The sequence below is a fragment of the Kluyvera ascorbata genome (assembly GCF_023195735.1).
GTDB lineage: Bacteria > Pseudomonadota > Gammaproteobacteria > Enterobacterales > Enterobacteriaceae > Kluyvera > Kluyvera ascorbata.
The window spans coordinates 4609522-4632482 of record NZ_CP096201.1 but is presented as its reverse complement, the minus strand read 5'-3'; the positions used below and the strand labels follow the sequence as shown (position 1 = coordinate 4632482).

The 22961-nt window shown below is 53.5% G+C and carries 24 protein-coding genes; 15 read left to right on the top strand and 9 right to left on the bottom strand.

Annotated elements, in window-relative coordinates:
• Window positions 1-70: 70 nt before the first annotated feature.
• Window positions 71-1018: a LysR substrate-binding domain-containing protein gene (locus MY052_RS22155; protein ID WP_202216727.1), complete on the bottom strand. Its 948-nt coding sequence runs from the start codon at window positions 1016-1018 to the stop codon at window positions 71-73.
• Between the two features lie 106 nt (window positions 1019-1124).
• Entirely contained in the window at window positions 1125-1619 is a 495-nt protein-coding gene (locus MY052_RS22150) for a DUF1097 domain-containing protein (protein WP_123651179.1), read from the bottom strand.
• A 242-nt stretch (window positions 1620-1861) separates the two neighbouring features.
• Between MY052_RS22150 and MY052_RS22145 the strand changes: the two genes are divergently transcribed.
• From MY052_RS22145 to MY052_RS22120, 6 genes are all read left to right on the top strand, one after another.
• Window positions 1862-2467 (top strand): ankyrin repeat domain-containing protein, encoded by a 606-nt coding sequence (locus MY052_RS22145; protein WP_035891897.1) that lies wholly within the window; start codon window positions 1862-1864, stop codon window positions 2465-2467.
• A gap of 39 nt (window positions 2468-2506) precedes the next feature.
• Window positions 2507-3382 carry an oxamate carbamoyltransferase subunit AllH family protein gene (locus MY052_RS22140; protein WP_248537872.1) on the top strand — a complete coding sequence of 292 codons (876 nt, stop codon included), beginning with the start codon at window positions 2507-2509 and terminating at the stop codon, window positions 3380-3382.
• Window positions 3360-4907 (top strand): acyl-CoA synthetase FdrA, encoded by a 1548-nt coding sequence (gene fdrA, locus MY052_RS22135; RefSeq protein WP_248537871.1) that lies wholly within the window; start codon window positions 3360-3362, stop codon window positions 4905-4907. Before MY052_RS22140 ends, fdrA begins: the two co-directional genes overlap by 23 nt.
• On the top strand, window positions 4907-6325 hold the full coding sequence (locus MY052_RS22130) for a YlbE family protein (RefSeq protein ID WP_248537870.1): 1419 nt from the start codon (window positions 4907-4909) through the stop codon (window positions 6323-6325). The genes fdrA and MY052_RS22130 overlap by 1 nt, the downstream gene beginning before the upstream one ends.
• Window positions 6326-6451: 126 nt before the next feature.
• Window positions 6452-7399, top strand: a complete 948-nt coding sequence (locus MY052_RS22125) for a carbamate kinase family protein (RefSeq protein WP_248537869.1) — start codon at window positions 6452-6454, stop codon at window positions 7397-7399.
• A gap of 12 nt (window positions 7400-7411) precedes the next feature.
• Complete coding sequence (locus MY052_RS22120) at window positions 7412-8791, top strand: amidohydrolase family protein (RefSeq protein WP_248537868.1); 1380 nt, start codon at window positions 7412-7414, stop codon at window positions 8789-8791.
• A gap of 41 nt (window positions 8792-8832) precedes the next feature.
• Here MY052_RS22120 and MY052_RS22115 read toward each other — a convergent pair whose 3' ends face one another.
• Together MY052_RS22115 and MY052_RS22110 are read right to left on the bottom strand one after the other, a co-directional pair.
• The gene (locus MY052_RS22115; protein ID WP_202216721.1) at window positions 8833-9255 is read right to left on the bottom strand and encodes a divergent PAP2 family protein; all 423 of its coding nucleotides are present in this window, start codon (window positions 9253-9255) and stop codon (window positions 8833-8835) included.
• Between the two features lie 2 nt (window positions 9256-9257).
• Window positions 9258-9695, bottom strand: coding sequence for a UbiA prenyltransferase family protein (locus MY052_RS22110; protein ID WP_248537867.1), 438 nt, complete (start codon window positions 9693-9695; stop codon window positions 9258-9260).
• Between the two features lie 21 nt (window positions 9696-9716).
• Here MY052_RS22110 and MY052_RS22105 point away from each other — a divergent pair.
• Window positions 9717-10837, top strand: a protein-coding gene (locus tag MY052_RS22105) for an IS3-like element ISSen4 family transposase (RefSeq protein ID WP_248537866.1) whose coding sequence is annotated in 2 segments (ribosomal slippage) — window positions 9717-9975 and window positions 9975-10837 — 1122 coding nt in all. Because the reading frame shifts where the segments join, the coding sequence is not laid out codon by codon here.
• Between the two features lie 26 nt (window positions 10838-10863).
• On the opposite strand, the gene MY052_RS22100 is transcribed toward MY052_RS22105, so the two are convergent.
• Window positions 10864-11382 carry a UbiA family prenyltransferase gene (locus MY052_RS22100; RefSeq protein WP_248537865.1) on the bottom strand — a complete coding sequence of 173 codons (519 nt, stop codon included), beginning with the start codon at window positions 11380-11382 and terminating at the stop codon, window positions 10864-10866.
• Between the two features lie 215 nt (window positions 11383-11597).
• Between MY052_RS22100 and MY052_RS22095 the strand changes: the two genes are divergently transcribed.
• From MY052_RS22095 to MY052_RS22070, 6 genes are all read left to right on the top strand, one after another.
• A complete protein-coding gene (locus MY052_RS22095; RefSeq protein ID WP_248537864.1) occupies window positions 11598-11933 on the top strand; it encodes a DMT family transporter in 336 nt (111 codons plus the stop codon).
• A complete protein-coding gene (locus MY052_RS22090) occupies window positions 11926-13497 on the top strand; it encodes a hypothetical protein (RefSeq protein WP_248537863.1) in 1572 nt (523 codons plus the stop codon). Before MY052_RS22095 ends, MY052_RS22090 begins: the two co-directional genes overlap by 8 nt.
• A gap of 322 nt (window positions 13498-13819) precedes the next feature.
• On the top strand, window positions 13820-14371 hold the full coding sequence (locus MY052_RS22085) for a peroxiredoxin (RefSeq protein WP_227675119.1): 552 nt from the start codon (window positions 13820-13822) through the stop codon (window positions 14369-14371).
• 20 nt (window positions 14372-14391) lie between these two features.
• Window positions 14392-15624: a protein-disulfide reductase DsbD family protein gene (locus MY052_RS22080; protein WP_202216717.1), complete on the top strand. Its 1233-nt coding sequence runs from the start codon at window positions 14392-14394 to the stop codon at window positions 15622-15624.
• Between the two features lie 20 nt (window positions 15625-15644).
• A complete protein-coding gene (locus tag MY052_RS22075) occupies window positions 15645-16202 on the top strand; it encodes a sigma-70 family RNA polymerase sigma factor (protein WP_202216716.1) in 558 nt (185 codons plus the stop codon).
• Window positions 16189-16818, top strand: a complete 630-nt coding sequence (locus MY052_RS22070) for a DUF1109 domain-containing protein (protein ID WP_248537862.1) — start codon at window positions 16189-16191, stop codon at window positions 16816-16818. Before MY052_RS22075 ends, MY052_RS22070 begins: the two co-directional genes overlap by 14 nt.
• 194 nt (window positions 16819-17012) lie before the next feature.
• Here MY052_RS22070 and MY052_RS22065 read toward each other — a convergent pair whose 3' ends face one another.
• Genes MY052_RS22065 through MY052_RS22055 form a run of 3 tightly spaced genes read right to left on the bottom strand, consistent with a single transcriptional unit; the run spans window position 17013 to window position 19526 of the window.
• On the bottom strand, window positions 17013-17825 hold the full coding sequence (locus MY052_RS22065) for a MetQ/NlpA family ABC transporter substrate-binding protein (protein ID WP_039077131.1): 813 nt from the start codon (window positions 17823-17825) through the stop codon (window positions 17013-17015).
• A 20-nt stretch (window positions 17826-17845) separates the two neighbouring features.
• On the bottom strand, window positions 17846-18514 hold the full coding sequence (locus MY052_RS22060; RefSeq protein WP_123651164.1) for a methionine ABC transporter permease: 669 nt from the start codon (window positions 18512-18514) through the stop codon (window positions 17846-17848).
• Complete coding sequence (locus MY052_RS22055) at window positions 18507-19526, bottom strand: methionine ABC transporter ATP-binding protein (RefSeq protein WP_248537861.1); 1020 nt, start codon at window positions 19524-19526, stop codon at window positions 18507-18509. The genes MY052_RS22060 and MY052_RS22055 overlap by 8 nt, the downstream gene beginning before the upstream one ends.
• A 395-nt stretch (window positions 19527-19921) precedes the next feature.
• Between MY052_RS22055 and MY052_RS22050 the strand changes: the two genes are divergently transcribed.
• Both MY052_RS22050 and MY052_RS22045 read left to right on the top strand, forming a co-directional pair.
• Window positions 19922-21292: a pyridoxal-phosphate dependent enzyme gene (locus MY052_RS22050; protein WP_202216714.1), complete on the top strand. Its 1371-nt coding sequence runs from the start codon at window positions 19922-19924 to the stop codon at window positions 21290-21292.
• 10 nt (window positions 21293-21302) lie between these two features.
• Window positions 21303-22445: a trans-sulfuration enzyme family protein gene (locus tag MY052_RS22045; RefSeq protein ID WP_202216713.1), complete on the top strand. Its 1143-nt coding sequence runs from the start codon at window positions 21303-21305 to the stop codon at window positions 22443-22445.
• 100 nt (window positions 22446-22545) lie between these two features.
• Here the strand turns inward: MY052_RS22045 and MY052_RS22040 are convergent, their stop codons facing one another.
• A complete protein-coding gene (locus MY052_RS22040) occupies window positions 22546-22722 on the bottom strand; it encodes a hypothetical protein (protein WP_202216712.1) in 177 nt (58 codons plus the stop codon).
• Window positions 22723-22961: the final 239 nt, after the last annotated feature.

Here is a 22961-nt window from a genome sequence, read left to right as displayed (position 1 = left end):
TAAACGGATAAAAAATACTAAGCGTAATATCTGAGTTATCGGCAATTTTCATAAATTGCGTAGTGCTTTTTTATTTATTGGCGTTTTCTACGTCTCGATGTAGTAGGTCTGCGTAAATATCCGTTAATACCCCTTGCGGGCTAAACTGCCGTTTGATCCACTGCGTCACCTGTCCATTGGCCGAGTGCTGAGTCGCGAGCAGCATGCGGGAGTCCTGGCGCGGGTTGTTGATCTGCCGGGTGACCAGCTGAGATTGCGCTTCGGCATCGCGCACCATGTAGTCCGGCAGAAAACCAATCCCTTCGCCGAGGATCTGGCATTCGCGCTTGGTGTTGAAATCCGGCACCAGAATTGATTCTTGTCCGTGCAGTAGCCAACCGACCTTTTTATTAATGGTGTGCGCGGTGTCTTCAACCATGATGTTGGGGTAGAGGCGCAGCTGGCTTTCGGCAATGGGCTCTGGCATAAACGCCAGCGGGTGGGACGGCGCGATGGCAAAGGCCCAGCGGATGGCGCCAATCTCGGTGTAATCAATGCCGCCGCCGTCGAGCAGGGTATCCGGCGCGCCGATGGCGATACTGGCCTGATTATTGATAATCGAATCCCAGACGCCGTTGTAGACCTCGGTGGTGACGGTTATCTGGCAGGTAGGAAACTGCTTTTTCAGCACCTGCAGCAGCCGGGCGGTGTGCTTCGGCGTATAGAGCAGCTGATTAATACAGATGCGCACCCGCGCTTCAATGCCCTGGGAAATGGTGTCGATGCTGCGCTTAATCGCGTGGAAGTCATTGAGCAGGTCGCTGGCTTTGCGAAAGAAGTAGCGCCCGGATTCGGTCAGCTCAATGCTGCGGGTGCTGCGGGTAAACAGCACCACATCGAGGCCCGTCTCCATGCGTTTGATGGTATAGCTGATGGCGGAGGTGGTGAGGCCCAGCTCCTCCGCGGCCTTACTGAAGCTGCCAAACCGCGCGGCGGTAGTGAATGCCAGCAGGTTCTCTTCGGTAAAAATTGAGTTCATTCACCTGCTCCTCGGTTCAGCTATTTACTGGGCCTCTTTAATAAGATGAATGTATTGGTTGAAGTGATTGTTGGGCAACCATTTTTGAATAACTTTTAAAAACCGCCTACGCGACCTCTTTCGAGGTGGCTTCGCTCAGCTTGCGCCCGGTATATTCCGAGATAATCCCGACGCAGTTTCCGGCAAAAAAGCCCAGCAACGTGACCCACCAGTTCATCCCGGTGGCGAAAAACAGCGTCATGCCAAGAAAGCCGCCGGGGATAAATGAGGTGAGCCAGAATCGGCCCTGCCAGACCACCACGGCGGAGAACGGTACCGTCATCACCACGCCCGCCCAGAAGGGCGATAGCCCGCTAACCGCCGCCAGCCAGCCGGAGGCCGCCGCCGCGAGAAACGCCCAGACGGCGCCGGAGTAATTGACAAAAAGGCTCTTCACAAATCCCGCCTTGCCGCCGCCTGCCGCATAGAAACTGCAGAACGCCACAAAGCCAATCGTACCTAATAATTCCCAGCCTGGGGCCAGCCCAACCTGCGAGGACACCATCTGCCAGAGACCTGCACACACTCCAACGGTAATGCCCGTAGCGGTGAGTCCGTTCATCGTTGTTTCCTCTCATGTAGTGGTTACGCACTGAAACTATATAGAAAGAAAACCCGATTGAGTTAAGGGGCATAGCGGCAAAGAAATAAACGGTGCACTACCGCACAGTCTGTATCGATTATTAAATAAAATTCACTAATCAAGCAGCTTATGGCGAATAAAATTTAAGCGGGTTCTTTTCTGATTATTTCGTTGCTATTCTCATTTCATCGAAAACAGCCACAAAAATCAGGGAATTTGACATGACCAACAACAATCTGATTGCTGACTATCTATTGGCTGCGCAACAAGGCGAACTAACGAAATTAAAATCTTGCCTGCATCAGGGCGTTGATATTAATGCCTGTAATCGTCAGGGGCAAACGGCCATTACGCTGGCGAGCCTGAATAAAAAATATGATTGCGTAGTGGCCTTACTGGACGCCGGTGCGGATATTAATAAACAAGACCAGACCTGTTTAAACCCATTTTTAATTAGCTGTCTGAATAATGATTTAACGCTGCTGCGTTTACTGTTACCGGCTCGTCCGGATTTAAATCGTTTAACCCGTTTTGGCGGCGTGGGGCTAACGCCCGCCTGCGAAAAAGGGCACCTTGAAATCGTCAAAGAGCTATTGCACCGCACTCACATTAACGTCAACCACACTAACTTTGTCGGCTGGACGCCGCTGCTGGAGGCCATCGTGCTCAACGACGGCGGTGAAACCCAGCAGACCATTGTCGGCCTGCTGCTGGAGCATGGTGCCAGCCCGCACATGACCGACAAATACGGCAAAACCCCGCTGGAACTGGCGCGGGAGAAGGGTTACGAAGAGATAGCCCAGCTGCTGATTGCCGCCGGAGCGTAACAGAGGAGACGCGCTATCGACACCCCAATACGGCGGTGTGTGCAAGCGCTAACTGCGGATGAGCACTTTCTTTCGGAACGTGGTGCTGGACGTGTCGAACAGGTCTTTTCCCGGGCGGTAAACCTTTATCTCCCGGCGCAGCGGCGGTTGTTGACGCTATTGTGCGAAGAGTACGACAACGCCCCGAATAGCTGTAGGTTAGCACTCACTCACTTCGACGGGCTGTTCCGGCCCGGTGAGACGGCTCAGTTTCACCCAACAGGAATAACGGTTGGCGAGGATAAATGGCTGAATACCGCCTCCTGCCAGCGTTGGCAGCCAACAATACCGCAGCTTAACGCCGAACGGTTCCGGCAGATTCCCTGGCTGCGGTGGCACGACGAGATTCATCAACAATTACAGGATAACCAGACGCTGTTTCTCTGGCGCGGCGATAACCCGTTTTATCAGGCTATCTCTCAGGCATTACAGCAGCGGCGAAAAACATTATTTAACGCGTTATTACAGGGACGGGAAATAACCTCGGCGGTGGCTAATATGGTGGGATTAGGCATTGGCCTGACGCCGTCGGCAGATGATTATTTAGTGGGATTAAGCACCGTTTTATTTATCGACGGACACCCGGCGAAAAAATATCGCGATGCATTTGATTCCGCGCTAAGCGTGGCGCGTAACAATACCACTTTATTAAGCGCTATTACGCTGGAAGCCGCTTTTTCCCAGCGCTATCGCGAAACGATTTTCGGGTTTATTAACGGCATGGTTAATGAACCGCAACATATTTCTACCCAGACTATCGCCAGTATTAAAAATATTGGCTCCAGTTCCGGCTGCGACATGCTTTATGGCATGGCGGATGCCTGCGCGCTGAGCCAAGCCTATGGAGGGAGTTATGTCAGTCAAAATAGTGATTAAGCAGAATACGTATTTTGATTCGGTCTCGCTGATGTCGATTTCCACTCGCGCGAATAAGATAGACGGCGTTGAGCAGGCGTTCGTGGCCATGGCCACCGAGATGAACAAGGGCGTGCTGAAAAATCTCGGTTTGTTAACCGCCGAGCTGGATGAAGCGAAAAATGGCGACCTGATGATCGTCATTAACGGCAAAGACGGTGCGGACAACGAGCAGACGCTGGCGGCCATTGAAGAATTGTTCTCCAAAAAAGCGGAAAGCGGTTCGCACGAAGCACGCTACGCCACGCTTGCCAGCGCGAAAAAACACGTAGCGGACAGCAACCTGGCGGTGATTTCGGTCAACGGCCTGTTTGCCGCCCGCGAAGCGCGTCAGGCGCTGCAAAACGACCTCAACGTGATGCTGTTCTCCGACAACGTCACCATTGAAGACGAACTGGCGCTGAAACAGCTGGCGCACGAAAAAGGGCTGCTGATGATGGGGCCGGACTGCGGCACCGCGATTATCAACGGCGCGGCGCTGTGCTTTGGCAACGCGGTACGCCGCGGCAACATCGGCATTATTGGCGCGTCAGGCACCGGCAGCCAGGAGCTGAGCGTGCGTATCCATGATTTTGGCGGCGGCATTTCGCAGCTTATCGGCACCGGCGGGCGCGATCTCAGCGAGAAGATTGGCGGGCTGATGATGCTCGACGCGATCGGCATGCTGGAAAACGACCCGGAAACCGAAATTATCGCGCTGGTCTCTAAGCCACCGGCTCCAGCCGTGGCGCGCAAAGTGCTGGAGCGTGCTCGCGCGTGCCGTAAACCGGTCGTGGTCTGCTTCCTCGGTCGCGCTGAGCCACCGGCTGACGAGCAGGGCTTACAGTTCGCTCGCGGCACCAAAGACGCAGCGCTGAAAGCGGTGTTACTGAGCGGCGTGAAGAAAGCATCGTTAGACCTGCATCCGCTGAACGAGACGTTAATCGCTGACGTGCGTTCACGCCTGACCCCGCAGCAGAAGTACATTCGCGGCCTGTTCTGCGGCGGCACGCTGTGCGACGAAACCATGTTCGCGGTGATGGAAAAACACGGTGACGTCTATAGCAACATTCAGCCTGACCCGGCCTTCCGCCTGGCGGACATCAACCGCAGCGTGAAACACACCTTCCTCGACTTCGGCGATGACGACTTCACCAACGGCAAGCCGCACCCGATGATCGACCCGACCAACCGCATCAGCCGCCTGATTCAGGAAGCGCGCGATCCGCAAGTGGGCGTGATCGTGATGGATTTCGTGCTGGGCTTTGGATCGCATGAAGATCCGGTGGGTTCAACGATCGAAGCCATCAAAGAGGCGAAAGCGATCGCCGCCGCCGATGGCCGTGAGCTGGTGATCCTCGCCTACGTTCTGGGGACCGATCTCGACGCGCCGTCGCTGGAAAAACAGCGCCAGATGCTGACCGACGCGGGCGTTGTCCTCGCCAGCAGCAGCACCAATACCGGTTTGCTGGCGCGTGAATTTATCTGCAAAGGGGAGGAAGTCTGATGAGCCAGTCACTATTTACCCAACCGCTGAACGTCATTAACGTCGGCATCGCCATGTTTAGCGATGACCTGAAAAAGCAGCACGTCGCCGTCACCCAGCTCGACTGGACGCCGCCGGGGCAGGGCAATATGCAGGTGGTGAATGCGCTGGACAGCATCGCCGATTCCCCGCTGGCGGAGAAAATTGCCGCCGCTAACCAGCAGGCGCTGGAGCGCATTATCCAGTCTCACCCGGTGCTGATTGGCTTTGACCAGGCTATCAACGTGGTGCCGGGCATGACGCCGAAAACCATCCTCCACGCGGGCCCGCCGGTTACCTGGGAGAAAATGTGCGGCGCGATGAAAGGCGCGGTGACCGGGGCGCTGGTGTTTGAAGGGCTGGCGAAGGATATCGATGACGCGGCGGTGCTCGCGGCTTCCGGTGAAATCACCTTCTCGCCGTGCCATGAGCACGACTGCGTAGGGTCGATGGCGGGCGTGACTTCAGCCTCGATGTTTATGCACATCGTTGAGAACAAAACCTACGGCAACATCGCTTATACCAACATGAGCGAGCAGATGGCGAAGATCCTGCGCATGGGAGCCAACGATCAGAGCGTGATCGACCGTCTGAACTGGATGCGCGACGTGCAGGGCCCGATGCTGCGCGAGGCAATGAAGATCATCGGCGAGATTGATCTGCGCTTAATGCTGGCCCAGGCGCTGCACATGGGCGATGAGTGCCACAACCGTAACAACGCGGGCACTACGCTGCTGATTCAGGCGCTGACGCCGGGGATTATTCAGGCGGGTTATTCCGTTGAGCAGCAGCGCGAAGTGTTCGAGTTTGTCGCCAGCAGCGACTACTTCTCTGGCCCGACGTGGATGGCGATGTGTAAAGCGGCGATGGACGCGGCGCACGGCATCGAATACAGCACCGTGGTCACCACCATGGCGCGTAACGGCGTCGAGTTCGGCCTGCGGGTCAGCGGCCTGCCGGGGCAGTGGTTCACCGGCCCGGCGCAGCAGGTTATCGGCCCGATGTTTGCTGGCTATAAACCGGAAGACTCCGGGCTTGATATCGGCGATAGCGCGATTACCGAAACCTACGGTATCGGCGGCTTTGCGATGGCAACGGCCCCGGCGATTGTGGCGCTGGTGGGCGGCACGGTGGAAGAGGCTATCGACTTCTCCCGCCAGATGCGCGAAATCACGCTCGGCGAGAACCCGAACGTCACCATCCCGCTGCTCGGCTTTATGGGCGTGCCAACGGCTATCGACATCACCCGCGTCGGCAGCAGTGGCATTCTGCCGGTGATCAATACCGCCATTGCCCATAAAGATGCCGGCATCGGCATGATTGGCGCCGGGATTGTGCACCCGCCGTTCGCCTGCTTCGAAAAAGCCATTTTACGCTGGTGCGAACGTTACTGCGCATAACGTTGTAGCCCGGGCGAGGCGTTTACGCCGACCCCGGGTTTCTCCCGGCGGCGCTTCGCTTGGCCGGGCTACAACGGCTACCCCAACAACAATAATCACATCACCTTCTGCACTGGAACCTACACGATGAAAGAACTTGTGGTCGTTGCCATTGGCGGCAACAGCATAATCAAAGACAACGCCAGCCAGTCGATTGAACATCAGGCAGAGGCGGTGAAAGCGGTCGCGGACACGGTGCTGGAGATGCTGGCATCGGATTACAACATCGTACTGACCCACGGCAATGGCCCGCAGGTGGGGCTGGATCTGCGTCGTGCGGAGATTGCCCATGAGCGCGAAGGGCTGCCGCTCACTCCGCTCGCCAACTGCGTCGCCGACACCCAGGGCGGTATCGGCTACCTTATTCAGCAGGCGCTGAATAACCGGCTGGCAAAACGTGGCGAACAAAAAGCGGTGACGGTGGTGACTCAGGTGGAGGTCGATAAAAACGACCCCGGCTTCGTCAACCCGACCAAACCCATCGGCGCGTTCTTCAGCGCCGAGCAGCGCGACGAACTGCTAAAAGCCAACCCGACCTGGCGCTTCGTCGAAGATTCCGGGCGCGGCTATCGCCGCGTGGTGGCCTCGCCGGAGCCGAAACGCATCGTCGAGTCTGAAGCCATTCAGGCGCTGGCGCAGAAAGGCTTCCTGGTGATCGGCGCGGGCGGCGGCGGCATTCCGGTGGTGCTGGGGGAAGAGGGCGATTATCACAGCGTCGATGCGGTGATCGACAAAGATCTCTCCACCGCGTTGCTGGCGCGCGAGATCGCCGCTGATATTCTGGTGATCACCACCGGGGTGGAGAAGGTCTGCATTCACTTTGGCAAACCGGAACAGCAGACGCTGGGGCAGGTGGATATCGCCACCATGACCCGCTACATGCACGAAGGCCACTTCCCGGCGGGCAGCATGCTGCCGAAGATTGTCGCTAGCCTGCAATTTTTACAACACGGCGGTAAACGAGTGATTATCACCACGCCGGAATGTCTGCCTGCCGCCCTGCGCGGCGAAACGGGCACTCATATTGTCCATTGATAAGGAACGACGATGAAAGAGAATAACAGTCGCCGTGAGTTTTTAAGCAACAGCGGCAAAATGGTCACCGCCGCCGCGCTGTTTGGCGCGACCGCGCCGATGGCCTATGCGGCGACTTCCGGCGCTGCCGTCTGCGAGACGAAGGGAACCATGAACATTACCGACAGCCACTACTATCTTGATAACGTGTTGCTTGAAACGGGTTTTGAGTACGAGGGGGCCGTCGTCGTGCACACCCGCACTGCGCAACAGACCGTGGAAATTCAGGACGGCAAAATCGTGGCCCTGCGCGATAACAACAGCCACCCGGACGCCGCGCTGCCGCACTATGACGCGGGCGGCAAGCTGATGTTGCCGACCACCCGCGACATGCATATCCACCTCGACAAAACCTTCTACGGCGGCCCGTGGCGCTCGCTCAACCGCCCGGCAGGCACCACGATTCAGGATATGATCAAGCTTGAGCAAAAGCTGCTGCCTGAACTCCAACCCTACACGCAGGAGCGCGCCGAAAAGCTGATTGACCTGCTGCAATCAAAAGGCACCACCATCGCCCGCAGCCACTGCAATATCGAGCCGGTCTCCGGGCTGAAAAACCTCGAAAATTTACAGGCGGTGCTGGCGCGGCGCAAAGCCGGTTTCGACTGTGAAATCGTCGCCTTCCCGCAGCATGGGCTGCTGTTATCGAAATCTGAACCGCTGATGCGCGAAGCGATGCAGGCCGGGGCGCACTACGTCGGCGGGCTGGACCCGACCAACGTCGACGGTGCGATGGAGAAGTCCCTCGACACCATGTTCCAGATTGCCATCGACTACCACAAAGGGGTGGATATTCACCTGCATGAAACCAGCCCGGCGGGCGTGGCGGCGGTGAAATATATGGTGGAAACCGTGGAGAAAACGCCGGCGCTGAAGGGCAAACTGACCATCAGCCACGCCTTCGCGCTGGCAACAATGAACGAAGGGCAGGTGGATGAGATTGCCACCCGTATGGCCGCGCAGCAGATTTCCATCGCTTCAACGGTCCCCATCGGCACGCTGCATATGCCGCTGAAACAGCTGCGTGACAAAGGCGTGACGCTGATGACCGGCACCGACAGCGTGATTGACCACTGGTCGCCGTACGGCCTTGGCGATATGTTCGAAAAAGCCAACCTCTACGCCCAGCTCTATATCCGCCCGAACGAGCAGAATCTTTCCCGCTCGCTGTTCCTCGCCACCGGCGACGTGCTGCCGCTGAACGACCAGGGCGAGCGCGTGTGGCCGAAGGCGCAGGATGACGCCAGCTTTGTGCTGGTGGACGCCTCGTGCTCGGCAGAAGCCGTGGCGCGAATTTCTCCGCGCGCTGCGACGTTCCATAAGGGGCGGCTGGTATTCGGCAGCGTGGCATAATTCTATAGGTCGGATAAGGCAAGCTTATTCGGCCTACGTGACTAAAATGCTAGAAAAGCCGCATTTACTATGGCAGCAACCACAATGCCAACGATGATACCGGCTAAAATTTCAATTCGGGTGTGACCCATACGTTCGCGTAGTATTTTGTTCTCGGATTGATCAGCAAACAACTTATTGATCGCTTCAGCATGTTTTCCTACCTGCCGACGGAGACTGCTAGCGTCAAGCATAACGATAAAAGCGAGTGTGAGCGCAACACCAAAAGCGGGATTTCCGATACCTTCCTTCAAGGCAATAAGCATGGTCATGCTGCTAACAATCGCACTGTGGTTACTAGGCAGTCCACCGTAACCGATAAGAGAAAAAGCAGGTTTACCGGCTTTTACGCTGTTGATAATAAACTTGGAGATACCCGCAACAAGCCAAGCCAGAAACGGAGTCAATAAATAAGAGAAGTCCATAATTACCCCTGCCCCGGCCACAATGACCAAATACAAGCACTAACCCACAATATCACTGTAAGTAACAATGGCCAGTCCGCGAATAGCGCATCAGTGGGCGATTCACCACCCTCAAGAGCCTCTACAACAAACCAATAACGAAATAATCCAAAAAGCACCAATGGAATGGTGATGACTAGCTCAGGTCTGGCAGACATAACAAACATGCTGTAGAACAACAATGCCCCTGTTGCGGACATTTCAGCATAGCGATCCACCAACGCAACTGTATACTTTTCAAGCGTCTTTCGCCCCTCACTACCGCTTTGTTTTAGTTCTTGCTGGCGTTTAACAGATGCTAAATATAAAGCTAAACATAGGGTTGTGATAAACATCCATGATGAAACCGGTTGACCTGCTCCCCGTTGATTAGTACACCCCGATGTTAGTAATGTCTTCATAAGCCACATGAGGACATCCCCATGAAGAAGCGTTTTTCCGACGAACAGATCATCAGTATTCTCCGCGAAGCCGAAGCTGGGGTACCCGCCCGTGAACTCTGCCGCAAGCATGCCATTTCCGATGCCACGTTTTACACCTGGCGTAAGAAGTATGGCGGTATGGAGGTGCCTGAAGTTAAGCGCCTGAAGTCGCTTGAGGAAGAGAACACCAGACTCAAGAAGCTGCTTGCCGAAGCCATGCTGGATAAAGAGGCGCTTCAGGTGGCTCTTGGGCGAAAGTACTGACGACAGACCAGAAGCGGGAAGCCGTGATGTTGATGTGTGATGCGACCGGTCTGTCGCAACGTCGTGCCTGCAGGCTTACAGGTTTATCCCTGTCGACCTGCCGCTATGAGGCTCACCGTCCGGCTGCTGATGCGCATTTATCAGGGCGCATCACTGAGCTGGCACTGGAGCGCAGGCGTTTTGGCTACCGTCGTATTTGGCAGTTGCTGCGCCGTGAAGGGCTTCATGTTAATCATAAGCGCGTGTACCGGCTTTATCACCTCAGTGGCCTGGGCGTAAAACGCAGAAGACGTCGTAAAGGGCTGGCAACAGAACGTCTGCCGCTGCTCCGTCCGGCGGCGCCCAATCTGACCTGGTCGATGGATTTCGTCATGGACGCACTTTCCACCGGTCGCAGGATCAAGTGTCTTACCTGCGTCGATGATTTCACAAAGGAATGCCTGACGGTCACTGTTGCCTTTGGGATTTCAGGCGTTCAGGTCACGCGTATTCTGGACAGCATTGCACTGTTTCGAGGCTATCCGGCGACGATAAGAACTGACCAGGGGCCGGAGTTCACTTGCCGTGCACTGGATCAATGGGCCTTTGAGCATGGTGTTGAGTTGCGCTTAATCCAGCCGGGCAAGCCAACGCAGAACGGATTTATTGAGAGCTTTAACGGACGATTTCGCGATGAATGTTTGAATGAGCACTGGTTCAGCGATATCGTTCATGCCAGGAAAATTATTAATGACTGGCGGCAGGATTATAACGAATGCCGCCCGCACTCCACGCTGAATTATCAGACACCGTCTGAATTTGCAGCGGGCTGGAGAAAGGGTCATTCTGGGAATGAAGATTCCGACGTTACTAACTGAGTGTTGTATCTAATCGTGGGGGCAGGTCACGGTGCCCCTACTGCCATGGCCCCAGCATAGACGCGTAAAACGAAACCAATGGCAATAACGAATATGTCTATCACGGGCAGATATTTAAGTTTAAAAGTATAGGCTAGGTTCAAAACCGAATAGGCTATGATGACCAGCATAACTTTTGGTGCGATAAACCAACTTAGTACAAGTACAGTATAAAGAACCGCAAGTAGTGTAAGGGCCGCTGGTATAGAAATGATGCCTGCTGCCAGAGGGCGAGTCTTTGATTTTCTTGGATGCCGGCGGTCATTCTCAATATCGTGTATATCGTTGATTATGTAGACGGCTGATGAAGCGACACAGAACAAAAACATAGCAAACATAGCGCGACTCACTGCTTCGAGGTCCATAAACTCCCCGGAGAACATCAGTGGAGCTAGAACAAATCCGTTCTTAACCCACTGCTTTGGCCGCATCAGCTTGCACAACCCCCAACTTTGTGATAGAAATTTTGCAAGGGCTTCGTTATTATTTTTTCTTTGTGATCTCATTAAAATTTTGTCTCATCTCAAATGGTAATCAATCCTACGATTTTCACACTAATTACAAGCGCGGAAAACCCCGGTGACCAAAATTTTATCATTGTTCTCTATTGGTGGCGGTGTGATAATAATCGACACATACGAAGAACTTCAATCTATACTTCCATAACCATTGCAATGGTGATGATTATCCTAGGCTTTAAATACATCAATTGGAGTTCCATGTGGAGTTTTTAAGCGTCATATTTCTTTTCATTAGCGCGACATTTAGTGCGTTGGCAAGTGTGGTCATAAAATACCAGGATAGGATCTATATACTAAATAATTTAGGTGACAGTATTATTTCTAAAACACCTGCATTGTTTTTTTATGGTATTGGGTTTGTCTTTTATTCTATGGCATTAAAACATTCTCTTGTTTCAAAAGCATATCCTTTAATGGTAGCGTTTGCTGTACTTCAGTTATTGTTTTTCGGATTTTTATTTGGTGAGCAAATTAGTGCAAAGCTAATAGTTGGAATCGTTGTTATATTGTGTGGGATTATCATCATAAATGTTTAAATTAAAAATGAAATTAAGAAAAAAATTGGCGATAGTATTAACTGTGATTATTGTGGCGCTATTTTTCTATTTGAAGGGGAGAGATTTTCCCATAACAGGCGATGGCCATGAGTATATACTGATGTCACAAAGTCTGATGAATCACGGTTCACCAGCATTGAGAGTTGAAGATGTTAACGATGTGATATCAAAATTTAAAGCTAAGTCCGATGATTTTAATGACCAGACGCTTAATTGCCTAAAAGACCCTGGCTGTCTTAGCGAAGAGTCTGTGCCTTTTTTTAAATCGACGAAGAATGAGTATTTTCCTTGGCATTTTTTTGGCTATTCTTTACTTAATTTACCTTCATATGTAGTTTTTAGTTTTATAAAATCTAGTCCAACAGTATCATTTGTATTTACAAATATGATATTTTTCTTATTGGCTATGTATTTTTTAATATTTAAATTAAGTGAGGGGTTAATATATAAAGCAGTAGTTCTTTCTGGGCTAATAACAATAGCAACGATTCAATACTTAAAATGGAATCATCCAGAATCAGTTACTCTAAGTTTAATTGTTATATCACTGGTGCTCTTAAAGAATAGGAAGTATAAAAAATCTGCTCTTATTCTCGCTGTTTGCTCAATGCAAAATCCACCGATAGCTTTTTCTTCATTGGCTGTATATATCTTTGGCTTGTTAACAATGGCTAAGGATGATAATGATAGTAAAATTAAAGTGCTTGCTCGTTCGATATATCGAGATATACCATTTGCAATAGTTTGTGCTTTACTGATATTAGCTCCATCTATATTTTATCTATATAATTTCAATGCTCCAAACCTTATATTGTCAAAGGGGAGTGCAGATTATAATTTAATTTCAATAGAGAGGGTTATTGGGTTTTACCTTGATCTTAATCAAGGTATGGTTTTACTCATTCCTGCTTTCTTTATATGTCTTCCTTTATTTTGTTTTTCTTTGTTTAAAAAAGAAAAGAATGTTGGTAGAATTGTTTTATCTTTGTTTTTGATTTTTTTAAGTATTGTTTCTGCAATACCCAGCACACAGACGACAAACTGGAATCCAGGAACGTTTGGAATACTTAGATATACATACTGGAACTCTGTTTTTATTATTTTCGCAATATCTGAATTAATTTATTCGTTTGATAGGAAATGGTTAGTAAATTCAATTTCTGTATTTGTATTGGCTTCTCAGACAATTGTTGCATATATGCAGGCTAATAATTTGTGGTATGCGAAAGACTATACATATTTGTCACCTGTAAGTACATTTGTGCTTGAGAATTACCCGAATCTTTATAACCCACACCCAGAGATAATACTGGAAAGAACATTGCATAGAGAAGGTGATACTCTTTCGTTTTTTAAAAGTGGTAATAGTGTTCTATTGATTAATGACGGTAATGTGGTTAAACAAATAGGAAATATGCCTATTGATAGTAACGGATGCAAGCCAGTACTCTCAAACGAGGTAGAGAACGTTAAGTACTGGACGTTTAAGGATCAATGTAAACTATTTGATGGTAATGTGAATGCTATAATTACATATCCATGATGTTATTTATTAAACATCTATAGATGTGTTCTTACAAATAAGAATATGGCTCAGTTATTATATGGGCCATTTTATTCTCTAAACATTGTCAGCGGATAGTGTACAAGAATCCTCGTAGGTAAGCGGTTCATTAAACATTTTTACTCATTCTGCAACGCCTTCTCTCAGCATCTTCGCTTCATATAACAACCTCCGCCTTTATTGGCTGTAAACTGATTTTTTCAATTGGCACTGATATTTTTTTCTATTGACCGAAACCTTCAGGCCTTAGCGTGCGAACTATTATGTACAGAGCACCTTTATCCCCCTGATGGAGTCGACCATGAATCGTTTGAAAACCTTGTCAGCCGCCGCCGTACTCAGCCTTTCTCTGTTCGCCGTGAATGCGAACGCTGCCCTTGAACCCGGCGCAAAAGCACCAGACTTCAGCCTGCAAGGCGCGCTCGGCGGCAAACCGCTGACCTTCTCCCTGCAACAGGCATTGCAGAAAGGGCCAGTGGTGCTCTATTTCTTCCCAGCCGCGTTCACCAAAGGCTGCACCCTTGAGGCGCACGCTTTTGCCGAAGCCACCGATGATTTCAAAAAGCTCGGCGCAACCGTGGTGGGCGTGACTGCCGGTAACGTTGACCAGGTGGATGAGTTCTCAAAACTGGAGTGCCGGGATAAATTTGCCGTGGCGGCAGACCCGGGCGCGAAAGTGGCGGCGCAGTACCAGACGCTGATGCAGATGAATGGCAAAACGCTGTCGGACCGCACCTCGTTTGTGATTGCACCGGACGGCAAAATTCTGATGAGCTACACCGACCGTAACCCTGATGAGCACATCCAGAAAGCGATGGATGCCGTGAAGCAATACGCGCAATCGCACTCGTAATTTAGCCGCCGGGGTTCGCTATGTTAACTGCCATTCTGGCCGCCTTTGTGGGCGGCATTATCCTCAACCTGATGCCCTGCGTGTTCCCGGTCATCTCGCTGAAGGCGCTGGGCATTCTGCGCCATGAGGGCGATGCCAAAAGTGCGCGCACCGAAGGGTTGGGCTTTTTGCTCGGCGTGATTTTTACCATGCTGGTGCTGGCTGGCATACTGCTGGCGCTGCGTGCTGGCGGCACCGCCGTCGGCTGGGGGTTCCAGCTTCAGTCGCCGATGGTCATTGCCGTGCTGGCGTTAATCATTCTGGGCGCGGCGCTGAATCTGCTCGGCGTGTTTGAAGTGGGTTTATCGCTGCAACGCGCCGGGGAGATTTCGGTAGGAAGCGGGGCTTTTGTGCGCTCGGCGTTAACCGGCGCGCTGGCGATTGTGGTGGCAACACCCTGCTCGGCACCCTTTATGGCGGGCGCGGTGGGCTACGCGCTGGTTCAACCTCCGGTGGCCTCGCTATCGATTTTCCTGTCGCTGGCGATAGGCTTTGCCGCACCGTTTACGCTGGTCTCGCTATTCCCGGCCATCGCCAAACGTCTGCCGCGACCAGGCGCATGGATGGATATCCTCAAACGCGGCCTGGCGTTCCCGATGCTCGGAGCGTTTGCCTGGCTGGTGTGGGTGCTGACCCAGCAGGCGGGGACCACCGCGCTGTTAGCGATGCTGATTTGTGCGGTGGTGGTGAGCTTTGCCGCGTGGCTGTACGGTATGGCCCAGCGCCGACGCTATATCGGCCAATCCTACAAAGCGCTGCTGGCGGTGACGGTGGTGCTGTTTATCGCCGCGGTCAGCCCGCTGCCTGGCGTGATGCACGTCCAGCCGTCGCAGCCGGAACTCGCGCGCGTGGAGAACATCACGCAGGTGAAGTGGTCGCCGCAGACGGTGGAGGAGATGCGCGGGCATGGCAAAGCTATCTTTGTCGACTTCACCGCGTCCTGGTGCATTACCTGCCAGGTGAACGAGCGCACATCGCTCTCAACGGCGGCGGTGAAACAGGCTCTGGCGAGCACAAATACGATCTACATGGTGGCGGATTCCACTAAATTTAACGCCGATATCGATGACGCGATGACCGCGTTCGGGCAGGGTGGTTTGCCGCTCTACGTGGTCTACCCGGCGGACGGCAGCGCGCCGAAAGTGCTGCCGCAGGTGCTGACCCCGATGATTGTGGTCGACGCCCTGAATCAGGCATCCGGTAAAAAAGCATGAGGTAACGGGCATGGCGGAATATGGATAACGGTTTAGCGCCGCGTGAAGCATGGCCTGCGCTGATGGCAAGCGCGCAGGTGGGGGATCGCGATGCCTATACCCAACTGCTGCGGGCCATCGTGCCGGTGATTCGGGCGATGGTCCGCAAGCAGATTGCCGACAGCGTGCTGGTTGACGATGTTATCCAGGACGTGCTGCTGGCTGTCCATCGGGTGCGCCACACCTACGATCCCGCCTGTCCGTTTTTACCGTGGCTGATGGCCATCACTCAGGCCCGCACCGTTGACGCGCTGCGTAAACGCGGTCGCCACTGGCTACGTGAAGCCGATGAGGAAGAGGTCGTTGAGCCCGCCGCTGAACACATCCCGGAAGAGGATGAACGAGAAGCAACGCTGGCGCTAATCCTCGACCAGCTCCCCTCGCGCCAGCGGCAGATTGTGGAGCATATCCACCTGCAGGAGATGAGCCTCGCCGAGGCCGCCGCCCGCCATAATTTAAGCGTTTCGGCGGTGAAATCACTATTACACAGAGCACTAACCAACCTTCGCCGGATGGGAGCGAACCATGACCGATCATGATCTTTTTATTGCGAAGCTCAGCCGCGACGCCGGGCCGATACGCCGCCCCTGGGCCAGCAACCGACGGGTCGCCGCCTGGCTGCTGATGGCGCTGCCGTGCGGCTGGCTTAGTAGCCTGGTGTTTCACCGGGTAGCGACGGACTGGACGCAAGCCGGCGCGTTGCTGGCAGTACTGCAACTGACCGTGGCCTTTGTGATGGGCATACTAGCGATACGCAACGCCTTCCTGCTGAGCATCGCCGGGCGTAAACCGCTGGGCTGGCGCTGGTTTGTGCCGCTAATTGCGCTCTGGCTCGGCGGCGTTATCTTCAGCCTCGGGACGACACACGCCCCGGAAAGCCATCCCGACGAAGTGAACTGCTACGCGTTTATGATGGCGGTGAGCACGCCGATGATGGCCATTATGATGGGCTACCTGCGCCGGACCCGGGCGCTGTACCCGCTGCGCACGCTGGCGACGTCAGGGGTGGGAATCGCCTGTATGGCGCTGACGATGCTGTCGTTTTGCCACCCGGTGGAGGTGCATCCGCTGGATTTTCTGCTGCATATGGCGGTGGGAGTGACGATTGTGCTGGTGATGATGGCGGTAGGGTGGCGGTGGGTGAGGATTGGGTGATTCGCGCTGTGGCATTGCCGGATGGCGCTGCGCTTATCTGTCCTTCATCTGGACGTAGCTCGTCCGAGACGCAACGCGCCGACGCCGGGTCTGCCCGATAATTACGCCTCTGTGGTGGCCTATTGCGGGGATGAATATCATGCTGCTGTGGGGCAGTGCGACAGGCTAACCCGTCGCACCAGGACAGCAGAAAATCAGTTGTTTACCGGAATAACAGCACCTTTATATTTAGTGCGGATCCAGTCCTGAATCTCTTTAGAGTGCAGTACGTTCACCAGCGCGACGATATCTTTTTTCTTCTCATCGCCACGATGTACGGTAATGATGTTGGCGTACGGGTTGTTCTCACCGCTCTCAACTGCGATCGGATCGTGTACTGGGTCAAGACCCGCGTCGATGGCGTAGTTGGCATTGATCACCACCGCATCACCTTCGTCGTTGTTATACATCTGCGGCAGCAGCGCTGCTTCTACGTTTGGCTGGAACTGCAACTTTTTCGGGTTCTCAACGATATCGCTGATACGTGCAGAAACTTTATCCACGCCCGGTTTCAGCTTGATCACTCCCTCTTTTTCAAAGATAGAGAGAATACGGCCTTCTTCGGATACCGCGTCACGCATAATGATTTTGCCACCCTGCGGCAGGTCTTTCAGCGACTTGTATTTTTTGGAGTAAATACCAATCGGCTCAATGTGGATTGCGCCAGCGCTGACGAAATCATAGGTTTTGTCGCCCGCGTGGTCTTTCAGTACGCTGTTAAGGTACGGGATGTGCTGGAAATAGTTGGCGTCGATTTCACGGCCAGCCAGTGCGGTGTTCGGCAGGATGTAGTCCTGAAACGGTTTGATCTCCAGATCGATCCCCTGTTTTGCCAGAATCGGTTTCGCCTGCTCCAGAATTTCAGCATGCGGTACGTTGGACGCGCCCACGGTCAGCTTGTCAGCCCAGGAGGAAAAGCTCATCGCACCTAAAGTCATGGCGGCAATCAGTGTCAGTGTTTTTTTCATGATATGGTTCCCTAATTTTATTAGCGTTTATCTAACAGAGAAGTAATTGCGTCGCCAAAGAACTGGATGATGAAGACAATGATCAAAATGGTCGCTGTCGCCACCAGCGTGACGTCGCCGTGGTTGCGCTGGAATCCTTCCAGATAAGCCAGATTTCCTAAGCCGCCCGCACCGATAACTCCGGCCATGGCGCTGTAACTCACCAGAGCAATCAGCGTCACCGTGATTCCGGAAACCAGTGCAGGTGATGATTCAGGCAGTAGTACCCGAAAAATCAGTGTACTAAGACGCGCGCCCATTGAGCGGGTCGCCTCGATTACCCCTTTGTCCACCTCACGCAGAGCAATCTCCACCAGGCGGGCATAAAACGGCGCAGCCCCAACAATCAGCGCCGGCAGTGCGGCATTCGCCCCGAGGATGGTGCCGACAATTGTTTTGGTGAACGGAATCAGCAGAACAATCAGGATGATGAACGGGATCGAGCGGAACACGTTCACCACAATCGAAATCACGCTATAGAGCGCGCGGTTTTGAAATAACCCGCCACGGGCAGTCAAAAACAGCGCCAGCCCCAGAATGATCCCTAATACAAAAGTTGCCGCGCCGGAGAGCGCCGTCATGTACAGCGTCTCCTGCGTTGCCGCCCATAACTGGGCCAGTTTCAGATGCGGAAATAATGTCTCAAGCATGTTTAATCACCTCGCCTTCAATATCGCTATGGCGTAAATCCGCGAGGATATTGTTCACTTGTTCCTCTGTGGCCACGACGTGCACCCACAGTTGACCAAACACGCCGTGGGCGGTTTGCGTCATTTTTCCATGCAAAATATTGAACGGCAGTCCGTAGCGCAGCGTCATTTCACCCACCACCGGCTGATGCGTGTTATGCCTGGTGAAGGTCAGTTTGATCACGGTGCCGTCGAGATCTGCGTTCAGATCAGGGTTAAATTCCTCTTCCTGATACTGACCAATCTGGCGAACAAACTGGCGCGTGATCGGCTGCTGTGGGTGCGTGAAGACGCTGATAACATCGCCTTCTTCCACCACGCTGCCGTTTTCCATTACCGCCACGCGGTCACAGATTTTGCGTACCACATGCATTTCATGGGTGATCAGCACGATCGTCAGTTTGAAACGACGGTTAATATCCAACAGCAGATCGAGGATCTGATCGGTTGTTTGCGGATCCAACGCAGACGTCGCTTCATCGCACAGCAGCACATCCGGGTTATTCGCCAGCGCACGGGCAATCCCCACGCGCTGTTTCTGCCCGCCGCTCAGCTGCGACGGATAAGCCCCTTCGCGGCCTTTCAGCCCGACCAGATCGATCAGTTCCGCCACGCGAGTTTTGATTTTCGCTTTTGGCGCACCGGCGATCTGCATGGAAAAGGCGATGTTTTCTGCCACCGTACGCGACCACAACAGGTTGAAGTGCTGGAAGACCATGCTGATTTTCAGCCGGGCCTGGCGCAGTTGCTCGCCCTTTGCCGCCGAGATGTCCTGACCGTTTATCACAACGCTGCCGGAGGTCGGTTTTTCCAGACCGTTCAGCAGACGAATCAGCGTACTTTTCCCGGCGCCGCTGTAGCCAATAATCCCGTAAATTTGCCCCTGCTCAACCGACAGATTGACGCTGTCCACGGCGGTAATCGACGCCTTTCCCTGGTCGAAAATCTTAGAAATATTCCTGAGAATGATCATTGCATTACTTATCCGTTTGGCGGTTTAGCAGTATGGAAGTCCAAAAGATAATAATCAGTCATGAATATAATTCAAATAACTAAATAGACATTAGATATAACTTCTGGCACTAAGTAGCGCCCCGTCACACTGTTTTGCCTAATGACTTAATTCAGCAATGGTTATCTGCGAGATGCATAAACCACAGACAGACTTCCGGTAAAATGGCTAAAAACACAGCAAAAATGCCAAATTACGGCAATCAACACTTCCGGACGGCTAAGCGCCTTTCCCTCCTGATGTCTAAATAGCAGTTCATATTTCTTTTCGTTCTAATTGCCGGATAAACGTTCTTTAAACAGGCAAATTGACAGACCTATCATCCGCTCATCACGTTTATCTGTGGGTGATTAACCATGTCAGTGTTGCATTCGATTAGTGAACTTATCGGCCAGACGCCGCTTCTCCAACTGCATAAACTGGAGACCGGCCCCTGCAGCCTGTTCTTAAAACTGGAAAACCAGAACCCGGGTGGTTCCATCAAAGACCGCGTTGCGCTGTCGATGATTACCGAAGCCGAACGGCTGGGCCATTTACAGCCAGGCGGGACCATCATAGAGGCGACCGCGGGCAATACCGGCCTTGGGCTGGCGCTGATTGCCGCGCAAAAAGGCTACGCTTTGATTCTGGTGGTGCCGGACAAAATGAGCCGGGAGAAGATTTTCCACCTGCGGGCGCTGGGGGCAAAAGTGGTGCTAACGCGCTCAGACGTCAACAAAGGTCACCCGGCCTATTATCAGGATTATGCTCATCGCCTGGCGCAGGAGACGCCGGGGGCGTTTTACATCGACCAGTTTAATAACGAGGCCAATCCGCTGGCGCACTTTAGTACCACCGCGCCGGAAATTTACGCCCAGCTTGACGGCGATATCGACGCGATTGTGGTCGGTGTCGGTTCCGGCGGGACGCTGGGGGGATTGCAGGCGTGGTTTGCCGAACACTCGCCGAAAACCGAATTTATCCTTGCCGACCCGGCCGGTTCGATTCTTGCCGATCAGGTTGAAACCGGACAGTACGGCGAGCCGGGCTCCTGGCTAGTCGAAGGGATCGGTGAGGATTTTATCCCGCCGCTGGCCCATATCGACGGCGTTCATACGGCCTATCGCGTGAGCGATGCCGAGGCGTTTGCCACCGCCCGCGCCTTGCTACAAACCGAAGGGGTGCTGGCCGGTTCGTCCACCGGGACACTGCTCAGTGCCGCATTGCGTTACTGCCAGACGCAGACCACCGCTAAACGCGTGGTGACGCTCGCCTGCGATAGCGGCAACAAATACCTCTCCAAAATGTTCAACGATGACTGGATGCGTCAGCAGGGATTATTAAGCCGCCCGACGCGCGGCGATCTGACCGATTTCATTGCCCTACGCCACGACGAAGGGGCCACCGTCACCGCAGCCCCGGATGACACCCTCGCCGCCGTGCTGGCGCGTATGCGGCTGTACGACTTCTCGCAGTTGCCGGTGCTGGAAAACGGCCACGTAGTCGGCATCGTCGATGAGTGGGACCTGATAAGCCACGTGCAGGGCGATAGCGCGCGTTTTTCATCACCGGTGAAAGAGGCGATGACCCGCAACGTGGAAACCCTTGACAAGCACGCGTCGGAAAGCGACCTGAGAGCCATTTTTGACCGGGGCCTGGTGGCAGTGATTACGGACAACAACCGCTTTCTTGGCCTGATTACACGCAGCGATGTGCTGACCACCTGGCGTAACCGACTGGAACAATAAAGGAGTACTTATGAAAACGTTGAATACTTTGAGCGTGCACAGCGGCACCTTCACCGACCAGCACGGCGCGGTGATGCCACCGATTTACGCCACATCCACCTTTGCGCAGCCTGCCCCTGGTCAGCATTCCGGCTATGAATATTCCCGCAGCGGAAATCCGACCCGCCATGCGCTGGAAACGGCGATTGCGGAACTCGAAGGAGGCACACGCGGCTACGCCTTTGCCTCCGGACTGGCGGCCATCTCTACGGTGCTGGAGCTGCTTGATAAAGACAGCCATATCGTTGCGGTGGATGATGTTTACGGCGGCACGTATCGCCTGATTGAAAATGTTCGCAAGCGCAGTACTGGCCTACGGGTGAGCTGGGTGAAGCCCGACGACCTGGCGGGGCTGGAAGCGGCCATTCATCCAGATACGCGTATGATCTGGGTTGAGACGCCGACCAACCCGCTGCTTAAGCTGGCGGATCTGGAGGCGATCGCGGCGATCGCGCAGCGGCACAAGGTCCTGAGCGTGGCGGATAACACCTTTGCCTCGCCGGTTATCCATCGCCCGATTGAGCTCGGTTTCGATATCGTAGTGCACTCCGCCACCAAATATCTGAACGGCCACTCTGACGTAGTGGCCGGGCTGGCGGTGGTGGGCGATAACCCCGCGCTGGCGGAAAAACTGGCCTATTTGCATAACGCCGTGGGCGGCGTGCTCGATCCGTTCAGCAGTTTCCTGACGCTGCGCGGGATCCGCACGCTGTCATTGCGCCTTGAGCGCCACAGCAGTAACGCACTGGCGCTGGCCCAGTGGCTGGAGCAGCAGCCGCGGGTGGAAAAAGTGTGGTACCCATGGCTGCCGTCGCACCCGCATCATGCGCTGGCGCGTAAGCAGATGGCGCTGCCCGGCGGGATGATTTCAGTGGTAGTGAAAGGCGACGACCACTACGCGGCGCAGGTTATTAGCAAGCTGAAACTATTTACGCTGGCTGAGAGTCTGGGCGGTGTGGAAAGTCTGGTGAGCCAACCCTATAGCATGACGCACGCCTCAATCCCGCTGGAGCAACGGCTGGCGAACGGCATTACGCCGCAGCTAATTAGGCTGTCGGTGGGAATTGAAGCCTCGGACGATTTGATTGCCGACTGGCAACAGGCGCTGGCATAACGGCATTGATCTTCCCCGGTGGCGCTGCGAAGACCGGGCCTTAGGTTTAGCGCTTATCAATACCGTTGAGGATATCCAGCACATCGGCGGAACTGGTTGATTAATTTGCCGCTGAATTGAAAGCTTCGCGCTGGATACGAACCGCTGTGGGCGTTGAAACGAAGGGGGTTATTCTTGTCTCTGATGCAGCCAAAGTAAAAAGGCCGAAAGGGTAAATGAGTTTGTAAGGTTTATCGAGCGATTTGGCGTTGCGGATGGCGGCATCAGTCAGAGACATGGTGGGGGGCTCCGTAGTTTATCGAACCGGCAGGCCCTCAATTAAGCCACCAGAAACTACGGATATAAAAAAATCTGGCAGCACCTTTCGGTGTTCCAGATTTTCATCAACCTACTGATTTTTCTATGTTCCCGGACGTATAGTGACGTCCCAAAACAAAAATAGTGGTGCCGGACTCGGAATCGATGTTTCTTTTTAACTTGCTGATATATTTGATTTATTTTTAATGTGGTTATTTT

Bases quoted from the DNA above. Each gene is read 5' to 3' on its own strand.
- MY052_RS22155 (WP_202216727.1), bottom strand. From the start codon at position 1,018: ATGAACTCAATTTTTACCGAAGAGAACCTGCTGGCATTCACTACCGCC.
- MY052_RS22150 (WP_123651179.1), bottom strand. From the start codon at position 1,619: ATGAACGGACTCACCGCTACGGGCATTACCGTTGGAGTGTGTGCAGGT.
- MY052_RS22145 (WP_035891897.1), top strand. From the start codon at position 1,862: ATGACCAACAACAATCTGATTGCTGACTATCTATTGGCTGCGCAACAA.
- fdrA (WP_248537871.1), top strand. From the start codon at position 3,360: ATGTCAGTCAAAATAGTGATTAAGCAGAATACGTATTTTGATTCGGTC.
- MY052_RS22130 (WP_248537870.1), top strand. From the start codon at position 4,907: ATGAGCCAGTCACTATTTACCCAACCGCTGAACGTCATTAACGTCGGC.
- MY052_RS22125 (WP_248537869.1), top strand. From the start codon at position 6,452: ATGAAAGAACTTGTGGTCGTTGCCATTGGCGGCAACAGCATAATCAAA.
- MY052_RS22120 (WP_248537868.1), top strand. From the start codon at position 7,412: ATGAAAGAGAATAACAGTCGCCGTGAGTTTTTAAGCAACAGCGGCAAA.
- MY052_RS22115 (WP_202216721.1), bottom strand. From the start codon at position 9,255: ATGGACTTCTCTTATTTATTGACTCCGTTTCTGGCTTGGCTTGTTGCG.
- MY052_RS22110 (WP_248537867.1), bottom strand. From the start codon at position 9,695: ATGAAGACATTACTAACATCGGGGTGTACTAATCAACGGGGAGCAGGT.
- MY052_RS22100 (WP_248537865.1), bottom strand. From the start codon at position 11,382: ATGAGATCACAAAGAAAAAATAATAACGAAGCCCTTGCAAAATTTCTA.
- MY052_RS22090 (WP_248537863.1), top strand. From the start codon at position 11,926: ATGTTTAAATTAAAAATGAAATTAAGAAAAAAATTGGCGATAGTATTA.
- MY052_RS22085 (WP_227675119.1), top strand. From the start codon at position 13,820: ATGAATCGTTTGAAAACCTTGTCAGCCGCCGCCGTACTCAGCCTTTCT.
- MY052_RS22080 (WP_202216717.1), top strand. From the start codon at position 14,392: ATGTTAACTGCCATTCTGGCCGCCTTTGTGGGCGGCATTATCCTCAAC.
- MY052_RS22075 (WP_202216716.1), top strand. From the start codon at position 15,645: ATGGATAACGGTTTAGCGCCGCGTGAAGCATGGCCTGCGCTGATGGCA.
- MY052_RS22070 (WP_248537862.1), top strand. From the start codon at position 16,189: ATGACCGATCATGATCTTTTTATTGCGAAGCTCAGCCGCGACGCCGGG.
- MY052_RS22065 (WP_039077131.1), bottom strand. From the start codon at position 17,825: ATGAAAAAAACACTGACACTGATTGCCGCCATGACTTTAGGTGCGATG.
- MY052_RS22060 (WP_123651164.1), bottom strand. From the start codon at position 18,514: ATGCTTGAGACATTATTTCCGCATCTGAAACTGGCCCAGTTATGGGCG.
- MY052_RS22055 (WP_248537861.1), bottom strand. From the start codon at position 19,526: ATGATCATTCTCAGGAATATTTCTAAGATTTTCGACCAGGGAAAGGCG.
- MY052_RS22050 (WP_202216714.1), top strand. From the start codon at position 19,922: ATGTCAGTGTTGCATTCGATTAGTGAACTTATCGGCCAGACGCCGCTT.
- MY052_RS22045 (WP_202216713.1), top strand. From the start codon at position 21,303: ATGAAAACGTTGAATACTTTGAGCGTGCACAGCGGCACCTTCACCGAC.
- MY052_RS22040 (WP_202216712.1), bottom strand. From the start codon at position 22,722: ATGTCTCTGACTGATGCCGCCATCCGCAACGCCAAATCGCTCGATAAA.